At 53.0% G+C, this 17,562-nt stretch carries 12 protein-coding genes; 8 read left to right on the top strand and 4 right to left on the bottom strand.

Annotated features, from left to right (window positions below; genetic code table 11):
- The first annotated feature begins 11 nt into the window (after positions 1-11).
- Complete coding sequence (locus tag GJJ30_RS18090; protein ID WP_154176590.1) at positions 12-1,829, top strand: SGNH/GDSL hydrolase family protein; 1,818 nt, start codon at positions 12-14, stop codon at positions 1,827-1,829.
- Between the two features lie 3 nt (positions 1,830-1,832).
- Here GJJ30_RS18090 and GJJ30_RS18085 read toward each other — a convergent pair whose 3' ends face one another.
- Together GJJ30_RS18085 and GJJ30_RS18080 are read right to left on the bottom strand one after the other, a co-directional pair.
- Entirely contained in the window at positions 1,833-4,211 is a 2,379-nt protein-coding gene (locus GJJ30_RS18085) for a TonB-dependent receptor (RefSeq protein ID WP_154176589.1), read from the bottom strand.
- Positions 4,212-4,315: 104 nt separating this feature from the next.
- Positions 4,316-4,948, bottom strand: a complete 633-nt coding sequence (locus GJJ30_RS18080; RefSeq protein ID WP_154176588.1) for a dioxygenase family protein — start codon at positions 4,946-4,948, stop codon at positions 4,316-4,318.
- A gap of 273 nt (positions 4,949-5,221) precedes the next feature.
- Here GJJ30_RS18080 and GJJ30_RS18075 point away from each other — a divergent pair, with 273 nt between their 5' ends.
- Positions 5,222-6,298, top strand: a complete 1,077-nt coding sequence (locus tag GJJ30_RS18075) for a sensor histidine kinase (protein WP_154176587.1) — start codon at positions 5,222-5,224, stop codon at positions 6,296-6,298.
- Positions 6,299-6,318: 20 nt separating this feature from the next.
- Positions 6,319-7,065: a LytR/AlgR family response regulator transcription factor gene (locus GJJ30_RS18070; RefSeq protein WP_154176586.1), complete on the top strand. Its 747-nt coding sequence runs from the start codon at positions 6,319-6,321 to the stop codon at positions 7,063-7,065.
- A gap of 116 nt (positions 7,066-7,181) precedes the next feature.
- Here the strand turns inward: GJJ30_RS18070 and GJJ30_RS18065 are convergent, their stop codons facing one another.
- Complete coding sequence (locus tag GJJ30_RS18065; RefSeq protein ID WP_154176585.1) at positions 7,182-9,968, bottom strand: DUF1553 domain-containing protein; 2,787 nt, start codon at positions 9,966-9,968, stop codon at positions 7,182-7,184.
- A gap of 141 nt (positions 9,969-10,109) precedes the next feature.
- Between GJJ30_RS18065 and GJJ30_RS18060 the strand changes: the two genes are divergently transcribed.
- The 5 genes from GJJ30_RS18060 to GJJ30_RS18040 all read left to right on the top strand — a co-directional run bounded on the left by GJJ30_RS18060 (position 10,110) and on the right by GJJ30_RS18040 (position 14,219).
- Positions 10,110-10,673, top strand: a complete 564-nt coding sequence (locus GJJ30_RS18060; protein WP_154176584.1) for a pentapeptide repeat-containing protein — start codon at positions 10,110-10,112, stop codon at positions 10,671-10,673.
- Positions 10,674-10,684: 11 nt separating this feature from the next.
- The gene (locus GJJ30_RS18055; protein ID WP_229313220.1) at positions 10,685-10,777 is read left to right on the top strand and encodes a LysR family transcriptional regulator; all 93 of its coding nucleotides are present in this window, start codon (positions 10,685-10,687) and stop codon (positions 10,775-10,777) included.
- Positions 10,778-11,366: 589 nt separating this feature from the next.
- Entirely contained in the window at positions 11,367-12,470 is a 1,104-nt protein-coding gene (locus tag GJJ30_RS18050) for a serine hydrolase domain-containing protein (protein ID WP_154176583.1), read from the top strand.
- Positions 12,467-13,549, top strand: coding sequence for a sensor histidine kinase (locus tag GJJ30_RS18045; RefSeq protein ID WP_154176582.1), 1,083 nt, complete (start codon positions 12,467-12,469; stop codon positions 13,547-13,549). The genes GJJ30_RS18050 and GJJ30_RS18045 overlap by 4 nt, the downstream gene beginning before the upstream one ends.
- Entirely contained in the window at positions 13,530-14,219 is a 690-nt protein-coding gene (locus tag GJJ30_RS18040) for a LytR/AlgR family response regulator transcription factor (protein ID WP_154176581.1), read from the top strand. Before GJJ30_RS18045 ends, GJJ30_RS18040 begins: the two co-directional genes overlap by 20 nt.
- A gap of 57 nt (positions 14,220-14,276) precedes the next feature.
- Here GJJ30_RS18040 and GJJ30_RS18035 read toward each other — a convergent pair whose 3' ends face one another.
- Positions 14,277-17,507, bottom strand: a complete 3,231-nt coding sequence (locus GJJ30_RS18035) for a CotH kinase family protein (protein ID WP_154176580.1) — start codon at positions 17,505-17,507, stop codon at positions 14,277-14,279.
- Positions 17,508-17,562: the final 55 nt, after the last annotated feature.

Below are 17,562 nucleotides of genomic sequence, written 5' to 3'. Positions count from 1 at the left end.
GCAACCCTTCTATGAAAAAATCGCTTCTCCTCCTTGGTGTATTCATTTACCTGAATTGCGTACCGGTTTTTGCCCAAGCCCCAACCGAATATGTCTGGTGGAACCCCACGCAGGCCGATTTCCCGGTCATCGAGGGCCAGGGCTGGCGGGGCAAGGACATCCAGAATCCGTATGACCGCTTGCCCGCCGAATCCGAAAAAAGCGTTCGCAAAGCCGTCTGGGATTTGTCGCGCAACTCCGCCGGATTGATGATCCGGTTTCGGGCCAATACCGACAAAATTGTGGTTCGGTACGCGGTGAGTGGCCGCCACAGTTTGCCGCACATGCCCGCAACCGGCGTCAGTGGCGTCGATCTCTACGCAGCCAACTACGATGGCGACTGGTTGTGGTGCAACGGAAAATACGCGTTCGGAGATACCATCCGGTACGAATACGCCAATATGGAACCCACCGAAAAAGGCCGGGAATTTCGCTTGTACCTGCCGCTTTACAACACGCTGAAATGGCTCGAAATCGGCGTTCCGAAAGGCGTAACGCTCACGCCCCTGCCCGTTCGGGTCGATAAACCGATCGTGGTGTACGGCACGTCCATCGCACAGGGTGGTTGTGCGTCGCGGGCGGGAATGGCCTGGACTGCAATTCTGGGCCGGAAAATGGACCGACCGCTGATCAACCTGGCGTTTTCGGGCAATGGTCGGCTGGAAAAGGAAGTCGTGGACCGCGTAGCGCAGCTGGATGCGAAAATCTACGTGCTGGACTGCCTGCCGAACCTGATCGCCAACGGCGACCGGAAGCTGGAGGATGTCTACACCCTGATTGTGGATGCGGTGAAGAACCTTCGGCAAAAACAACCGACCACGCCGATTCTGCTGGTGGAACACGCGGGATATACCGACGGCGGCATCAGTCCGCTGCGCCGGAATTATTACACCGAGGTTAACGAGGTGATGCGACGGGCGTTCACGCAGTTGAAAGGCGAAGGAATCGACCAGCTGTTTTTGCTGCCCAAGTCGCAGATCAACCTGGATTCGGACGCGATGGTGGACGGCACGCACCCGTCGGATCTGGGCATGCAGCAATATGCCGAAGCGTACGAGAAGAGCCTGCGCGCCATTCTGAACGAACCGTCCGGGATCTTTTCGACAACAAAACCGCGTACCCAGACCCGCGACTGGCGTATTTACGACTGGCAGACCCGCCACCACGAGATCATGGCCCGGGTAAAAACCAATCCGCCCCGCATCGTTTACATGGGCAATTCGATCACGCACTACTGGGGTGGTGAGCCGGTGGCGCCCCGCGCGGCCGGTGCCGATTCCTGGAAAGCCGTCATGGAACCGCTGGGTGTGCAGAATCTGGGCTACGGCTGGGACCGGATCGAAAACGTACTCTGGCGGGTGTATCATGGCGAACTCGATGGGTACAAAGCGGCTCAGGTCGTGCTCATGATCGGCACAAACAACCTGGGAATCAATACAGATGCGGAAATTACGGCCGGACTCAAATTTCTGGTGCAGGCCATCAAGGTGCGGCAACCCACGGCCGAAATCCTGCTGATTGGCATTCTGCCGCGCCGGAACGAAGAAAAACGCCTGACGAACCTCAACGAAGAACTGGCGCAAATGGCCGGAGAAGCTAACATCCGGTTTGCCCAGCCCGGTACGGTTTTTCTGAAACCGGACGGCAAAATCGACGAGGCCCTGTTCAGCGACGGTTTGCACCCGAATGCGGAAGGTTACCGGCAGTTTGCGGCCAAACTTCAGCCGTTTCTGAAAGCCCCGGAGCAGGCCCTGAAACCCGCCGAAACCGGTCAAAAACGGAAAAAGTAAGGACTACTCGGGATTATCCGTTTGCCGGACGCGCGGCCCTTTGATTTCCTTTTTACCGAGTTTATACGAGAACGTCAGCCGCATGTGCTGGTTCTGCACCCGGAACGTCTGGGTTTGATAAAAGGAATCCGAGACGGTTTCTTCCGTGATAAACGTGAAGGGCGTGAAGATGGTATCCAGTCGCAGGCTCAGGTTAAACCGCTCATTTTTAGATTGTTTGCTGAACGTCAGGCTGTAGTATTTCCAGCCCGTCCGGGTGCCCTGGAGCCGGATGTTTTTCGCGTCGAAAAAACCGTAAAAATAAACGCTGAATCCGTGGGGTAGTTTATACGTAATGGTCGGCACAAACTCGCGCATCAGGCCCCGGTTGGTGATGCGGAGCGCGCGGCTTTCCAGCCAGACGTACTGCGCCGTAAGCGTTGCGCCCACCGACAGTTTCGACGACGGTTTCCAGCTCAAGGTGGCCGATAAACCCAGCCGCCTGTTCCGGCCGATGTTCTGCCAGGTGTTCTCAAAAACGCCGTCGGGCCGGGTCGTTCGGATGCTCTCGATGCTGTTCCGGTTGTGGTTGTAAAACAGCGCGATGTCCGTGAATAAGTGGGTGGTGGTTCGGGAATAACTCAACTGAAACCGGCGCGTAATTTCCGGACGCAGGTACGGATTTCCGAACTGGATGATGAGTGAATCGCTGTTGTTTACCGTCGGGTTCAGGTAGGAAAAATAGGGGCGTACCAGCTTCAGGGTATAGCCCAGTTTGAGAATGCTTTTTGGGCCCACTGTCCGGCTGATCAGCAGGTTCGGAACCAGGTTGTCGAACGAGGGTATCCGGAGCGCGGTGTCTTTAAACCTGGCATTCAGGCTGGTTTTTTCGTAACGCGTTCCGGCAACGAACTGCCATTTTCCGGTTTTCAGGTTGAAACTCGTATACAAAGCGTACACCGAGCTTTGGTAAGCGAAATCATTGGAGCGCGTTGGATCGTTTACATATTCCGGATGATCAAAGTTGTAAATGCCAAACCGGCTGTCGCTTTTCAAAATTTTGCGCGTCAGTTTAGCCCCGGTTTCCCACTTCAGACGCTCGTTGAAAGCCTGTGAATAATCGGCCTGAAGCGTAAAATCGCGGTTTTCGGTTTTGCTGTTGAAATTCTCCCGGTAATCGGGCTGATCGGCGCCGGTTTGTCCGAGTTCGTAGCGGTTTGTCCCTTTAAACCGGAACGACATGGCCAACAGGGAAAATTCCTTCTTTTTGTCTTTGGAATTACCGGTATACCCCACGCTGAACGTACTTCCGTGGTTGCCCAGCGGAACATCCAGGTTTCGTTGAAAGCCAGGTGAAAGCGTCTCATTTTCAACGAAATAATTATCGATAATCGTCTTCGTTCGATTGGGTGTCGAGCGCAGACGATACCCTGCGCTGAGCGTATGGTTGGAATCCAGGCTGTAGATGACGTTCGTTCCGCCAAAAAAGTAGCGGCCCGTTTGCCGGGTTTCGCTTTTCTGAACAATGCGGAAATCATTCATTTCCCGTTCCAGCACGGCCCCGTTCCGGTTCCGGTAGAGCTGGTAAAAACCGTCGGCTTTGACCAGCCATTTGCCGTGTTTGTGCTGCAAATCAGCCAGGATGTTTTGGGTACGGTTTCCCAGAATACCGCCCAGATTGCCGTTGGTGGCATTAGTTTGCGCTTTTCGGGTGATGATGTTCACCACGCCATCCGTTCCTTCGGCGTCGTAACGGGCCGACGGATGCGTAATCACTTCGACCTTCACAATATTTCCGCCCCCGATGGATTTGAGCGCATCCGCCACCGACGAGGCATACAGATCGGACGGTTTTCCGTCGATAAACACCCGAACCTGCGAACTACCCCGGATGGAAAGACCGCCGTCGGCATCGACGTTCAACAGCGGCACTCTCCGCAGAATATCCGCAGCGCTGCTCCCGGCAATGGGCGGCAAACTTTCCACATTAAAAACAATTCCGTCGGCCCGCTGCTCGATCAGCGGTTTTTGTCCCCGAACCGTCACCAGTTGCAGCGTCCTGACGTCCGGACTGAGGACGAACGTTCCCAGATTCAAAACCGGGTTCAGCGAATCGATCACCAGCATCGGGATTTGCAACGATCGGTAGCCTACGGCGCTTAAGGTAACGCTGTAGGAACCATACGAAAGATTTTTCACCGCAAACTGCCCCAGACTATCCGCCAGGGTTCCATCCGCCATTTTATTCGTTCGGAACAGCGAAACCGTGGCAAAACCGACCGGTTTTCTGCTGATCGAATCCACCAGAAAACCGTGGACTTCCCCCAAGCGATCAGCGGTCTGGGCGTTCAGTCGAAACGAAATACCGCCGGAAACGAGCACGATAAAAACCAGGTATTTCATGACAGATGGGCTCGAAGCGAATGGGCTAACGGTTTTCAATCAGGGCAATAGCTTTCCCGACCGGCTAAAAAACCGGGAGCGGATAGCAGGCAGAAAAAGCGGTTTTAGGGTTTGGCGGGGTAATTCGGGATGTTTTTGCCCAGGTAAATGTTGCGCTCGCCTTTGTACATATTGCCGACATCGATCAGTTTCACGATGCCGCTGCCACCCCGGTTTTCCAGCTTCCGGCGTTTATCGGCGGTCAGCAGCGGGTCGTCGTCGAACACAAATTCGTCGATGTAGTATTCGTTGAGTCCCGGTTCTTTGATGGTAACGTGGATATGCGCCGGGTCAGAATGCCCGGGGTAGGGGGCCGGTCGGAGCGTCCCGAACTTATAAAAACCGTTGGCGTCGGTGCGCATCCAGCCCCGGATTGAGCCGTGCCGTTTTTCCCAGCCCTGCGCACCGGCTTTGGCTTTATAATGACCGGTTTCGTCGGTGTGGTAAATGTAAATAATCACCCCCGCAGCGGGCGTTCCGTCGGCTTTGTAAACGGTGCCGTTGATGCCCAGCGGTTTTTTGCCTTCCCAGGTCACGCCCGGTAGTTGGACGAAACTGGGTAATTGATCGAACGCGATGGGCGATTCATGAATCGCTTCACAACCTTCGCAGGGGCCGCCCACTTTTTTACCGGGATCCGAACCGGGTAACGAAACTACCTGGCAGGTCAGAACCAGCCCAACGAGTAATGCTTTCATGGTGTACGTGGTTATGTTGACGATTGACGATTGACCGCTGACCACCGTCAATGGTCGATCGTCAATCGTCGATTGTCAAGTTTGATGCAACAAACCAACACTGGTTTCGGAAAACCGCCAAAAAAAGTAGAGGAACGACCGAAAAAGTAGATGAGCCATTTCGCACGTGATTTTCCTCTACTTTTTGGGTCGTTGGTCGATATAATTTCGCCTGCATGCTCCTTTTGCTTTCATTTACAGCGAACTACCGGGAAACTTTATCGACAGCCTGCCATGGACTTTCTGGACCGACCCCTGAAACTGCCGCTTTCCAACCGCATCGTGCCCCTCAAGTACGCGCTGCTGCATTCAGCCTACTGGATTCTTATTACCGGTTTTTTTCTGTACGAAAAGCGGTACCTGATTTACAAGGCCAGCCTGTCGTATTTTACGATTTGCGTGGTGATGCGGGTGTCGCTGCTGATCGGTATTGCGTACCTGAACCTGCATTATTTTCTGCCGCGCTACCTGCTGAAACGACGCTATGGCCGGTATGTTTCGATGGTCATGCTGTCTGTTCTGGGGTATCTGCTGGTGCAGTGTTTGTTTGATTTTTATTTGTACGGCTACGTCATCGGCCCGATGCGCAACAGTGATTTATGGGAAAGTCTGTCCTACAATTTTTTCAGTACGTTGTGGTATCTGGGATTGATGCTGGCGCTGAAACTGAGCATCGACTGGTACGAACAACAGCGGATTTTGCAGAAAATCACCGTCGAAAAATTGCAGGCCGAAGTCGATTTTCTGCGCTCGCAGGTCAACCCGCATTTTCTGTTCAATATCCTGAATAACCTCTACGCCCTGACGCTCAAGAAGTCCGATCTGGCGCCGGATGTGGTGCTGAAACTGTCGGAAATGATGGAATACATGCTCTACGACAGCGACGACGCCCGCGTGCCGCTGGAAAAGGAACTCCGGTATTTGCAGAATTATATCGAACTCGAACGAATCCGCTGCGGAGACCATGCCGACATTGCTTTTCAGATTGAAGGCAATCTGAACGGTCAGGAAATCGCTCCGCTGTTGCTGCTGCCGCTGGTCGAAAATGCATTCAAACACGGCGTTGGGAAGCAATCCGAAAAAGCCTGGTTACACGGAAAAGTGAGCCTGGACCGAACGGCGGTGGAAATGAGTGTGGAAAACAACAAACCGGTTACGACGCAAAACGGAGACAAGGGCGGCATTGGCCTGGCCAACCTGCGGAAGCGGCTCGAACTACTCTATCCCGGTCGGTATACGCTGCAACTGGAAGATAATCAGGATGTTTACAAAGTATTGCTGAACATCGTTTTTGCCGAAAATGGACGTTGACAAAATTTTCCACACTGCTTATGTTAAAATGCGTGGTCATTGACGACGAATCGCTGGCGCGGGACATCCTGACCGACTATTTGGGTCGGCTGGATTTTGTGGGACCGGTTCACAAATTTGGCAATGCGCGGGAGGCCCTGGTGCATCTGGAAAACCACGAAGCCGATGTGTTGTTTCTGGACATTGAAATGCCCGGCCTGAACGGCATTGAGTTTCTGAAACTGCTGCCGCAGCCGCCCATTACGGTTTTTACGACGGCCTACCGCGATTATGCGTTCGAAGGTTTCGAACTGGGCGTGATCGACTTTCTGTTGAAGCCCATTTCATACCCCCGGTTTTTGCTGGCGATCGAAAAAATCCGGGATTTTCTAAGCCTGAAAGACCAGAATACCAGGCTCGACGGCCCAACGGAAGAACCGCTGGGATCGGTTTTCGTAAAAAGCGGGGTGCAGCGCATCAAGCTGAATTTCGACGAAGTCACCCACATTCAGGGACTGAAGGATTACGCCATCATTTATACCCTGACGGGCAAAATTGTGCTGAAGGGCTCGATCAAATTCATGCACGCTATTTTTCCCGAAAACCGGTTCATCCGCGTTCATAAATCGTTCATCGTAGCAGTTTCGCGAATCGCCCGCATGGAGCGCAGCCGCCTGATTGTTAACGAAAACCAGATCCCTATTGGCCGGAATTACAAAGAAGAAGTGGAGCGGGTGTTGAGGAGAGGTGACGAAGGAGTGAGAAAGGATTTGACGATTGACCGCTGACGATTGACCGCTGACGATTGACCATCGACGATTGACTATTGTCGATTCTTCTTCTGACATAATCTGTCGTCGATGGTCAATGGTCAATCGTCAGCGGTCAATGGCCAAATCTTTTCTCACTCCTTCGTCACCACCTCATCCAGATTCAGCATGGCGTTGGCGGTGACGGCCAGGGCGGCCAGTTCGGGCGTGCCTTCGGAACAGGAAAGTAACTTCCGGGCGTCTTCGGGTTGCTGCTGGTAATGGCGTTGGGTCGTTTGGTACAATTTGGTCAAAACCGCCAGTTTTGCCTGGGGTAATGGGCGTAACATAATCCGCTGAAAACCGGCCTGAATTCGCTGTTCCGGCGTTTTCCCCTGATACCACATCCAGTCCGCCAGGTGTTGGGCCGCTTCCACATAAACCGGGTCGTTGAGCGTTACGAGGGCTTGCAGAGGGGTGTTGGTGCGCAACCGGCGCAACTGGCAGAACTCCCGGCTGGGGCTATCGAAGGTGATCATCGACGGATACGGCGCGGTGCGTTTCCAGTAGGTGTACAATGCCCGCCGATAGCGGTCTTCGCCCTGACTCAGTTTCCAGCTCTCCGGGCTGTAGGGCGACTGCCAGATGCCATCGGGCTGGATCGGCATCACACTCGGGCCAAACTGTTTTTTACTCAGTAAACCGCTGGCGGCCAGCGTTTGATCACGGACCTGCTCCGCCGTCAGCCGAACGCGCGGCCCCCGCATCAGAAACTTATTCCAGGGATCGTGGGCCAGCGCTTCAGGCGAGGCTTTGGAATGCTGGCGGTAGGTCGCCGACAGCACCATTTTCTTCAGTAATTTCTTGACACTCCAGTGGTCGGTTTCCATGAATTCGGCCGACAGCCAGTCCAGCAATTCCCGGTGCGTGGGCGGAATGCCCTGCGTGCCGATGTCTTCGACGGTTTCGAAAATACCGGTTCCGAACAGCTGCTCCCAAAACCGATTGACGGCCACCCGCGCCGTCAGCGGATGTTCGCGACTCGTCATCCATTTCGCCAGCCCCAGGCGGTTTTTAGGTAGCTCTTTCGGCATCGGCGGCAGCGATTTGGGTACATCGGGCGTTACTTTTTTCCCTTTGACCAGCCAGTTGCCGCGTTGAAAAATAAAGGTTTCCCGCACCTGATCGCCGGTATTTTCCTGCATCACGGGCAGCAGTTCGGCTTTGGCGTTCAGAATTTCGGTCAATCGGGCATCCATTTCTCCCAAAGCCGTCTCCGGCTGACCCGGCAGCGCGGGCTGTACCGAAACCCATTTCACCATCACCCAATCCTGCGGACCTTTCGGATTGTCGAGCGTCAGATACAGGTGATGCCGCCCCGAAACCTTGGGCAGAGCATAAACCAGCGTCGTATCGCGCCACGGACTACCGGTTTTGGGAACCGGCTGCTGCAACAAAACCGGCCCGTCGGGGCTGTCCTGATGGACGGTCATGACGGCTTTTTCGGCCTTGGTTCCCCAGGCGATAATCAGGCGGTTTTTGCCGTTGAGGTCCATGTCTTTGATGCGCGCCGAACCACCGTGCTGAATGGCCGTATACATCGCGCCCATCAGCGAGGCATTGACGTACTGATCGAAATAATGCGAATTGACTTTCGGTTCGGTGAGTCGGGTAAAACGCAGAAAATTCGAACCCACTCGGGGGGCAATTTTCTGATGACCAATCCAGTTTTCTAACGCCCGGAATTTGACCGAATCGGCTTCCTTGTAAAACCGCAGGGTCGGCGTATCGCTCGGGACGTCTTCGTCGCGGGTATTGTTGAAGAACGCCATGTACTTGTAATACTCGTCGTGCGTGAACGGATCGTACGGATGACTGTGGCATTGCACGCAGCCGAAGGTCGTTCCCTGCCAGACGTCCCAGGTCGTGTTGACGCGATCCAGCACCGCAGCCACCCGGAACTCTTCGTCCTGCGTACCGCCTTCATCGTTCGTCATCGTGTTTCGATGAAAACCAGTTGCAATTAGTTGATTATCAGCTAGGGGTTTGCCATTGCGGTTAGGAAGCAGGTCGCCCGCCAGTTGTTCGACGGTAAAATCATTGAACGGTTTGTCTTCGTTGAAGGCTTTGATGAGCCAGTCGCGGTACCGCCACATCGGACGCGACAGATCCGCTTCGTAGCCTTTGGTGTCGGCGTAGCGGGCCAGGTCGAGCCACATGCCGGTCCAGCGTTCGCCGTAGGCCGGATTGGCCAGCGCCCGATCGACCATTTTTTCGTAGGCATCCGGTGACTTATCGTTTATGAAATTGGCTACTTCCTGTTCGGTGGGCGGCAAACCGGTCAAATCGAGTGAAACCCGGCGAATAAGCGTAACTTTATCGGCTTCGGGCGACGGTTTCAGCGATCCGGCCAAGTCTTTTTCGTGCGAAATTTTATCCAGGACAAAGTGATCGATTTCGTTTTTCGCCCACTTCAGTTCGTCGTTTTCCACCACGCCCAGGCGCGACCAGAACGTCCCGATTTTCGGTACATCCGGTTTTGTAACCGGTTCATACGCCCAGTGTTTTCCCCAGTCGGCACCCTGGTTGATCCAGTTGCGGAGCAGTTCAATTTCTTCTTTTTTCAAAGGTGGCGCTTCCAGCGGCATCCGCTCTTCGGGGTCGGTGAGCGACAACCGGCGGATCAGCTCGCTGGCGTCGGCATTGCCCGGAACAATCGCGTGTTTACCGGATTTGGCTTTGGCAAGTGCCTCATGTTCAAAGAGAAGGCTGAAATTCGAGGCTTTTTTGACGCCCCCGTGGCAGGCAATGCAGTTTTTGTTGAGCAGCGGTTTGATCTGCGTATTGAAATCGACGCGTTCTTCCCGCATCGTGAGCCAGGCCACCGACGAAAGCGTGAGCAGAACAACAATTGCAATACTTAATCGAAAGAGCGGTTTCATGAAACGGGAAAGTAGCGAATGGGCTGCTTTACATGAAAAGATAGACAGACTTTAAAAATACTGAAATATACGCAAATCCGCCTGTTTTCTTTCTTTTTTGTACCGTATTTTGCTGACCAATCACCCGTTTTTGCCCCTATTATGGAATTTTTTGACCAGCATTTCGACCCGACAACGGATACGCCCGACGCCTTTCCGTACCACGATTTTGAGCAATGTACCTTCAAAAATCTCCCGTTGGGCAAAGCGGTGCTGGCCAATGCCAATTTTGTCAATTGCCGGTTTGAAAGCTGTAATCTGGATCTGGCGCTGGTTAAAGGGACCAAGTTCAACGACGTAAGTTTCGTCAAATGCATACTGGTCGGGGTTAATTTTGAACATTGCAACCCGTTTGCGTTCTCGGTTGGTTTTGAAGAATGCAACCTCGATCAAAGCTATTTTTTCAATCGCAACCTCAAAAAAACGAAGCTGATCGGCTGTTCGCTGAAAAGCGCCAGTTTTATCAATTGCGATCTGGCCGGGGCGGTTTTCAAGGATTGCAATCTGGAACTGACCGTTTTTGTCAACAATACGCTGACGCAGGTCGATTTTTCGACTTCGTATAACCTGACCCTCGACCCGGAGCAGAACAAGCTGAAAAAGGCAAAATTCTCGCTCCACAGCCTGCCCGGTTTACTGACCAAGTACGATCTGGTGATCCGTTAGCCGAAAACCGTATGCTGTCTTTTCGTCACGAACTCTTCACGGAAGTGGCCCGGCAACTGAGCTTCACCAAAGCCAGCCAAACGTTGTTCATCAGTCAGCCCTGAGCAAACACGTCAAGGCGCTGGACCAGCACCACCATTAGCCCGCAGGGCTTGACTATGGATAACCCCGGATGCAATCCGGGGATCGGGGCGGGATGATCACGGCCCACGCAAGCCCGCAGGGCTTGACTATGGATAACCCCGGATGCAATCCGGAGGCCGGGGCGGAATGATCACCAACCTGCAATCTACAACCCCGGATGGGGTTGACCTACATCATCGTACTGAGTCAACCCCTCCGGGGTTGTATACATTGTCTTTACGCTATCCGATCCCCGGATTGCATCCGGGGTTATCCATAGTCAAGCCCTTCGGGCTTCATTCGGTGTACTGCGATGATCATTCCGCCCCGGTCTCCTAATGGCATCCGGGGTTATCCATAGTCAAGCCCTGCGGGCTTGTGTGCGCCGTGATCATCCCGCCCCGGCCCCGGATGGCATCCGAGGTTATCCACAGTTAAGACCTGCGGGCTTCATTTACACCGAACAAAACCGGGTTTTGACGGGTAAATTCTGTCGGTTTGCAGAGTGGTTTTTGAGCAGGAGGGAAGTTTCAGCAAATTTGATGACATTTCAATCTGATTTACAACATCATGAAAAAGCTCCTTGTTCTCCTCGCCCTGCCGCTTCTTCACCCGGCTTTTGGGCAAACCGGCGGACCCATCAAAGACAAAGACTATCGGCAGGCGATTCTGCGGGCCGAGCGGTTTGTTGATTCCCTGCGTACAAAACAGGACATTCCGGGTATCTCGGTGTGCGTCGGAACGGCCGGAAAAATTCTGTGGGCGGAAGGCTTCGGTTTTGCCGATCTGGAAGCGCAGTTGCCTGTGACGATTGCGTCTAAATTTCGGATGGGCTCGGTTTCCAAATCCATCACTTCACTGGCCGTCGGTAAACTGGTGGAAGATGGCAAACTGGACCTCGACGCACCGGTTCAGCAGTATGTTCCCGGTTTTCCGGCGAAAAAATATCCGTTCACGCCCCGCCAACTGGCGACGCATACGGCGGGCATCCGGCATTACCGGAACAGCGATCCGCTGGCGTGCCCGAAACGCTATGCGAACGTGCAGGAAGGTCTGACGATTTTCAATCAGGACAGTTTGTTGTTCAAACCGGGAACGGCGTTCAATTACTCGACCTACGGCTACTCGCTGCTGAGTGCGGTGATCGAAGCCGCCAGCCAAACCGATTACCTGTCGTACATGCAGCAGGCGGTTTTCACGCCGTATGGCATGACCAGCACCGGCGCGGATTTCAGCGACAGCATCGTGACGAATCGGGTGCGGTTTTATGAGCATCAGGGCAAAAACCGGGTCAACGCGCCCCAGGTCGATAACAGCTACAAATGGGCGGGCGGAGGTCTGTTGTCCACGCCGATGGATCTGGTGAAAATGTGTGGCAGCGGTTTGCTTAGACCCACCGTGCTTAGGAAAGAAACCGTGGCTTTGCTGTTTACTCCGCAGCTGCTGACGACTGGCAAAAACACGCAATACGGTTTTGGTTGGCGCATCGGCATCGGTCGGCAGGGCCGCAAGGTTGTTCACCACGGCGGGTTGATCGACGGCGGCCGAACGTTTCTCTTGCTCTATCCCGAAAATGATCTGGTTGTCGCCATCACCGCCAACATGAGCGGGGTAAACATCAATCAGCCGGAAGCCGAAGCCATTGCGGGCTACTTTTTTGCGCCTAACCGATGAACACGACAATCATACGACTCCTGCACCTTGGCTACTGGTTCTTCTACTGCCTGATTATTACCTTTCTGTTTGTCCTTTCCAGCGAAAATATCCAGTCGGCATTTGAGAATTGGGACGATTGGCTGATTATTCTGGCGACTATGCTCCTCACCGGATTTATCAGTTTTTACGCTTTTTACGGGTGGCTGGTGCCGCGGTATTTGAAAAACCGGGAAATACAGCAGTTCCTCAGCTGGGGGTTGGGGGTGAGCATCGCCATTACGGGACTGATTATCGCGTTCGTGATTGCCGGGCTTTCGGTGGTCGTGTCCTTTGTCTTTGGCAAGGTTTTCTTCGTTTCGGTTTCCTTCGGCGAATTGCTTTTTTTACTGATCGGCAGTGCGCTGGTGGCGGTTGTTAATGGTCTGATTGGCACGGTTATTCGGGGTTCCATTATGTGGTATCAGGATATTCACGTGAAGGAAATGTTGGCAAACAAGACGTTACGAACCGAACTGGCTTTGCTGAAGGCCCAGATTAATCCGCATTTTCTGTTTAACACGCTGAATAACATTGATATCCTGATCGAGCGGGATGCGCCGAGGGCGTCGTTGTACCTCAACAAGCTGTCGGATTTGCTGCGGTTTGTGCTGTACGAAACCCAGGCCGAGCAGATTCCGTTGGCGAAGGAGCTGGAATACATCCGAAAGTACATCGAGTTGCAGAAAATCCGGACCACCAACGGGCAGTTTGTATCACTGCAAATCGACGGAAAACCGGACGGTTTGCTGATTCCGCCGATGTTGTTTGTGCCGTTTATTGAAAATGCGTTCAAATACGCGACCAACAAAAAGGTGAACGACGCGATTCGTATCCGGATCAGTGTGGATGACGAACAGATTCATTTTCAGTGTGTCAACGTCATCGACCGGGGAAAAACCGCTCAGGATGCGCACGGCGGACTGGGGAACGATCTGATCCGGCAGCGGCTGACGCTTTTATACCCGAACAAACATACCTTAACCATCCGGGCCACCGACGACGACTATTCGGTTGATTTGCGGGCCCCTGTAAAAACCCATGAACTGTCTCCTTATTGAAGATGAACCGCTGGCCATGTTGCGGCTGAAAGAATACGTTCAGCGGGTTCCGTTTTTGCAGCTTTGTTTTGCGGTCGATAACGGGCTGGAAGCACTTCCGTTGCTGCAACGTGAGAAGATTGACCTGGTTTTTCTCGATATTGAAATGGACGGTTTTTCGGGAATTCAGTTGCTGGAAGCCCTGCCCAGCCGCCCCGCCGTGATCCTGACCACGGCTTTTGACCAGTACGCGCTCAAAGCCTTTGATTTACAGGTGGTTGATTATCTGCTGAAACCATACTCCTTCGACCGGTTTTTGCAGGCCGTGATGCGGGCGCAGGAAAACCGGAAAACCACTCCGGTCGAAAACCGCAACGCGTTTCTGTTCGTAAAAACCGAATACCGCCTTCAGAAAGTCAACTTCAGCGACATTCTGTACATCGAAGGCATGCGCGACTACCGGCGCATTCATACGGGCGACGAAAAAATCATGACGCTCGAAACCTTCGGGGAACTGGAACAGAAGCTGCCCCGTCCGCAATTCTGCCGGGTTCACAAGTCGTACCTGGTGGCGCTGGATAAAATCGATTCCGTCGAGCGCGACCGTATCAAACTGGGCCAGGCGTTTATTCCGGTTTCGGACACGTACCGGGAACGGTTTTATCAGCTGATCGGACGGGCGCTGGGCTAATTGAAAACCCGTTGTCGTTCACCAGATGCGCGCGACAACGGGTTCTGCGGGCGGTCGTTACCGGCGGATCAGAATCTTCCTGCTGCGCAGCTGTTGCCCCTGCCGAACGCCAACTACGTAAATACCATTGGCGCCGGATAACCGCACCTTGTGCCGTTGCAAGCCCACTCCTTCCACGGTTTTACTGTACCACGACCGGCCTAATTCATCCACGACTGACACGTCGGAGGTGGTTCGGGTCGCGGTGTAAAAATGCACTTCAAATTCACCACCTGTTGCCGGATTGGGCGTTACCAGCAAATCGTTCGCCGCATTAAGGTCGTCGGAAGCAGTACTGAGTCGGCTGGCAGGCGCACAATTCAGTGGTTTTGGAGCCTGTTTCAAGGTATACGTGCTGCCCTGTACTTTGGCACTGATCTGAAAAGTCTGCCCGGTTTTTACCTGATCAGGGGTCGTAAAGGTGTAGACGTGGTTGCCATTGCCTTTGCCGGCAGCCAGTAAATCCTGCCGAAAGATGTCGGCCCGGGCCGTTCCAATCGATTGGCCATCCGCAAAAAACTCAACCGTAAACGGTTCATTGGGTTTGTTGCGATCCCAGACCCAGCCACGGATCGAGCCACATTCGACTTTGTCCAGATAACCTTCAAAATTGCCTGTCACGGTCGGCGGGGGAGTAGCCTCATCCGTCACGGTCAGCGTCACGGTCACACTGCTTGTATTCGATCCGTCGCTGGCGGAGTAGGTCAGGTTCAGAACGGCCGCCGAAGCAGGCATTCCGGTAATGGTTCGGCTGCTGGCCGAAAAGGTGAACTCGCCGGGTAAACCGGTCAGGGTATAGGTCAGGGAAGGCGAATCGGGGTCAGAAAAGGCGGGCAGAACAGCCGTAAAGACAGTATTGATTCGGGCCGACAAGGACGCAATCACCGGCGCAACCGGGGGCTGGTTGGTGGGCGTAGGGTTGCTGGTTCCCTGACAAGTCAGCTTTTTCGGCGTATCTTTCAGGATAAAGTCCGTTCCGGGTACGCGGACGCTAATGGTGTGTAAAGCGTTGTCTTTCAGGGTTTCCGGGATGACGAAGGTAAAGCCATGCAGACCGTTGCCTTTTCCGGCGTTCTTCAGATCCTGGCGGAAATCGTCGGCAATGGCGGTCGAAATCACCGTCGGTCCGTCTAGTATTTCGACATAAACCGCCGTATTGGGTTTGTTGCGATTCCAGGCCCAGCCCCGCAGCGAGTTACAGTCAATGCCACCCAAATACCCTTCAAAATTTCCCGGAAGCGACCCATTCGGGTAGACGTTCACCTTAACCGAAGCCGAGGGTTTACTTTCACACCCCACATCCTGACGACACTGGGCGGTATAAACGGTCGTAACTTCGGGCCTGACCATCACCGAAAAACCGGTTTGACCCGTGTTCCAGACAGCCGTTTGGGCGCAGCCGCTGGCCGACAAAACAACGGTCTGACCTTCTGTAATATCCGTTAGATTGGCACTGATGACGGGAGCCGCCGGAGCTTCGGCACAACTATTACTGCCAATTTGAATAGACGAGCTGTACGTAAATCGGTCATCGTCAGTCACCAGTTTCAGCCTGTAAAAGGCCCGGGGACCGGAATTTTCGTGAATGAACTGGTACGTTTGCCCGGTTGGGCTATTGCCGGTTGCAGGTACGGATGTTACCGCACTGAAATTGACGCCGTCCGGGCTGAATTCAACGTCAAACTGCCTGGCTCCCGCTTCCTGACGGGTCGCCCATTTCAGGCTTTTCCCTTCGGGTACCACTTCTCCCCGAAAATAGGTCAAATCAATTTCGGGGCCGTTTCCCGGAAAAAGTGCGAAATATTCATCCAGGAAATTCAGCCGTTTTTCCAGCCAGGAATTCACAACGGCCATATCCGAAAGTTGGACGGTTCCGGGCCATTTCATCGTTTCGCGTTCATATACTCCTTCGCTGGTCAGCAGATTATAATTGGCACCCAGCTTGTTTTTCAGGGTTTGCAGCGAAAAATCGTTTTGTCTGAGTGCAAACCAGCGGTTTCGCATTTTACTTTTAAAACCGTTCGGGTCCAGCGTAAACAACCTGTCAAAAAGGCCGTTGCTGTAAATCGTTCGCGTATCTTCCGAGCGGTCAAAAGTCGTTGAATAGCCATACGTTGCGTCTAAATCCCAGGGAATAAAAAAGTAAGGTTCACCGGGCTTGTAGCGGGCCAGAAACTGGTTATTTCCAATGTTGTCGTTGGCATTGACAAGATTCAGGAAGATAAAATAATCGATCAGGTTGTCGGTATTCAGCTTTTGGGAAAGCCCAGCCTTGAAATCTTCAGGGGACGAATTCACCACGAATTTCACCAGATCGTAAATATTATTCCAGTAGGGATCCGGATAATCCATTTCCCATTCGGCCCACTCTTCACTGCCCGGATTCGCCGGTGGATCGGGTAAACTGGTAAATTTAGTTGCCCCGGTCCAACCCCCGGATTTGTATAATTCACCATTTATCTCCCCATTAGAACCGGTTTTTTTCAGTTTAAGCTGTTTCCGGTCCATCGGTTCGGTAAACAAATACACTCCCGCGTAGGCATTGTTGACAAACACATCACAATACCGGGTTCGAATACCCGGTTTGGCATCCGGTTCCTTGGCGGCATAATAAAGCTTGTGCATGTTCAGCCACAAGGCATGGGAAGTCGCGTTGTTGATCCGCAGCGGCTCATTATACATCGCCAGCAAATACCATTTGCTATCTTCCCGCATGTTTAACAGGGATGTTTCCAGTTCTTTGTTTCCATCGGGATCTTTCCAGAGTTCCATGTTGTAGGACTTCTTGAGAAACTTTCGTGAAACATTTCCCCGGACTCGGATGCCCATGTTGGAAGTAAAAAGCGGATCGTTTCCGTTCGTGAGTGTAAATGTGCCCTTCGTTCGGTCGTCGGTTGTACTGATAGTCTGACTACCCTGAGTCTTAATTTCGATGAGCGGCAAACCCGTAAAATATAATGTAAAGGTCGTGCTGCCGGTTTTTACTTTGTACGATTTCCCGATTTCAAAGGCGCTGACCGATTGATCGAAGACATAATCTTTGTCAAAATGAATAATGGGGAACTGCTGCCCCGTCGGGAAATCCGGCAACTGGTTACAGACAATGAGTTTCAGGCTGTTATCAATCTGATAACGCCCGGATTCTACGGTAATTGCTTGGGCGAATACGGTTGTAAATGGAAGAAAGGAGAGCAGAAATGCTGAAAAAAGGCTAAATAGCCGCTTTGCGGAAATAGATTTCCAGTTCATACAAGGTAGAGTTTTTCAGTTGAGTTAGTATTATTTCAGAATCCAAAGCGGATTT

This window comes from Larkinella terrae, assembly GCF_009668025.1.
Lineage (GTDB): Bacteria > Bacteroidota > Bacteroidia > Cytophagales > Spirosomataceae > Larkinella > Larkinella terrae.
The sequence above is the reverse complement of the archived record's forward strand: the minus strand, read 5'-3'. Positions and strand labels throughout refer to the sequence as shown.

Excerpts from the sequence above, each read along its gene's own strand:
- GJJ30_RS18065 (WP_154176585.1), bottom strand. The coding sequence starts at position 9,968 with ATGAAACCGCTCTTTCGATTAAGTATTGCAATTGTTGTTCTGCTCACG.
- GJJ30_RS18075 (WP_154176587.1), top strand. The coding sequence starts at position 5,222 with ATGGACTTTCTGGACCGACCCCTGAAACTGCCGCTTTCCAACCGCATC.
- GJJ30_RS18035 (WP_154176580.1), bottom strand. The coding sequence starts at position 17,507 with ATGAACTGGAAATCTATTTCCGCAAAGCGGCTATTTAGCCTTTTTTCA.
- GJJ30_RS18045 (WP_154176582.1), top strand. The coding sequence starts at position 12,467 with ATGAACACGACAATCATACGACTCCTGCACCTTGGCTACTGGTTCTTC.
- GJJ30_RS18090 (WP_154176590.1), top strand. The coding sequence starts at position 12 with ATGAAAAAATCGCTTCTCCTCCTTGGTGTATTCATTTACCTGAATTGC.
- GJJ30_RS18060 (WP_154176584.1), top strand. The coding sequence starts at position 10,110 with ATGGAATTTTTTGACCAGCATTTCGACCCGACAACGGATACGCCCGAC.
- GJJ30_RS18055 (WP_229313220.1), top strand. The coding sequence starts at position 10,685 with ATGCTGTCTTTTCGTCACGAACTCTTCACGGAAGTGGCCCGGCAACTG.
- GJJ30_RS18070 (WP_154176586.1), top strand. The coding sequence starts at position 6,319 with ATGTTAAAATGCGTGGTCATTGACGACGAATCGCTGGCGCGGGACATC.
- GJJ30_RS18050 (WP_154176583.1), top strand. The coding sequence starts at position 11,367 with ATGAAAAAGCTCCTTGTTCTCCTCGCCCTGCCGCTTCTTCACCCGGCT.
- GJJ30_RS18085 (WP_154176589.1), bottom strand. The coding sequence starts at position 4,211 with ATGAAATACCTGGTTTTTATCGTGCTCGTTTCCGGCGGTATTTCGTTT.
- GJJ30_RS18040 (WP_154176581.1), top strand. The coding sequence starts at position 13,530 with ATGAACTGTCTCCTTATTGAAGATGAACCGCTGGCCATGTTGCGGCTG.
- GJJ30_RS18080 (WP_154176588.1), bottom strand. The coding sequence starts at position 4,948 with ATGAAAGCATTACTCGTTGGGCTGGTTCTGACCTGCCAGGTAGTTTCG.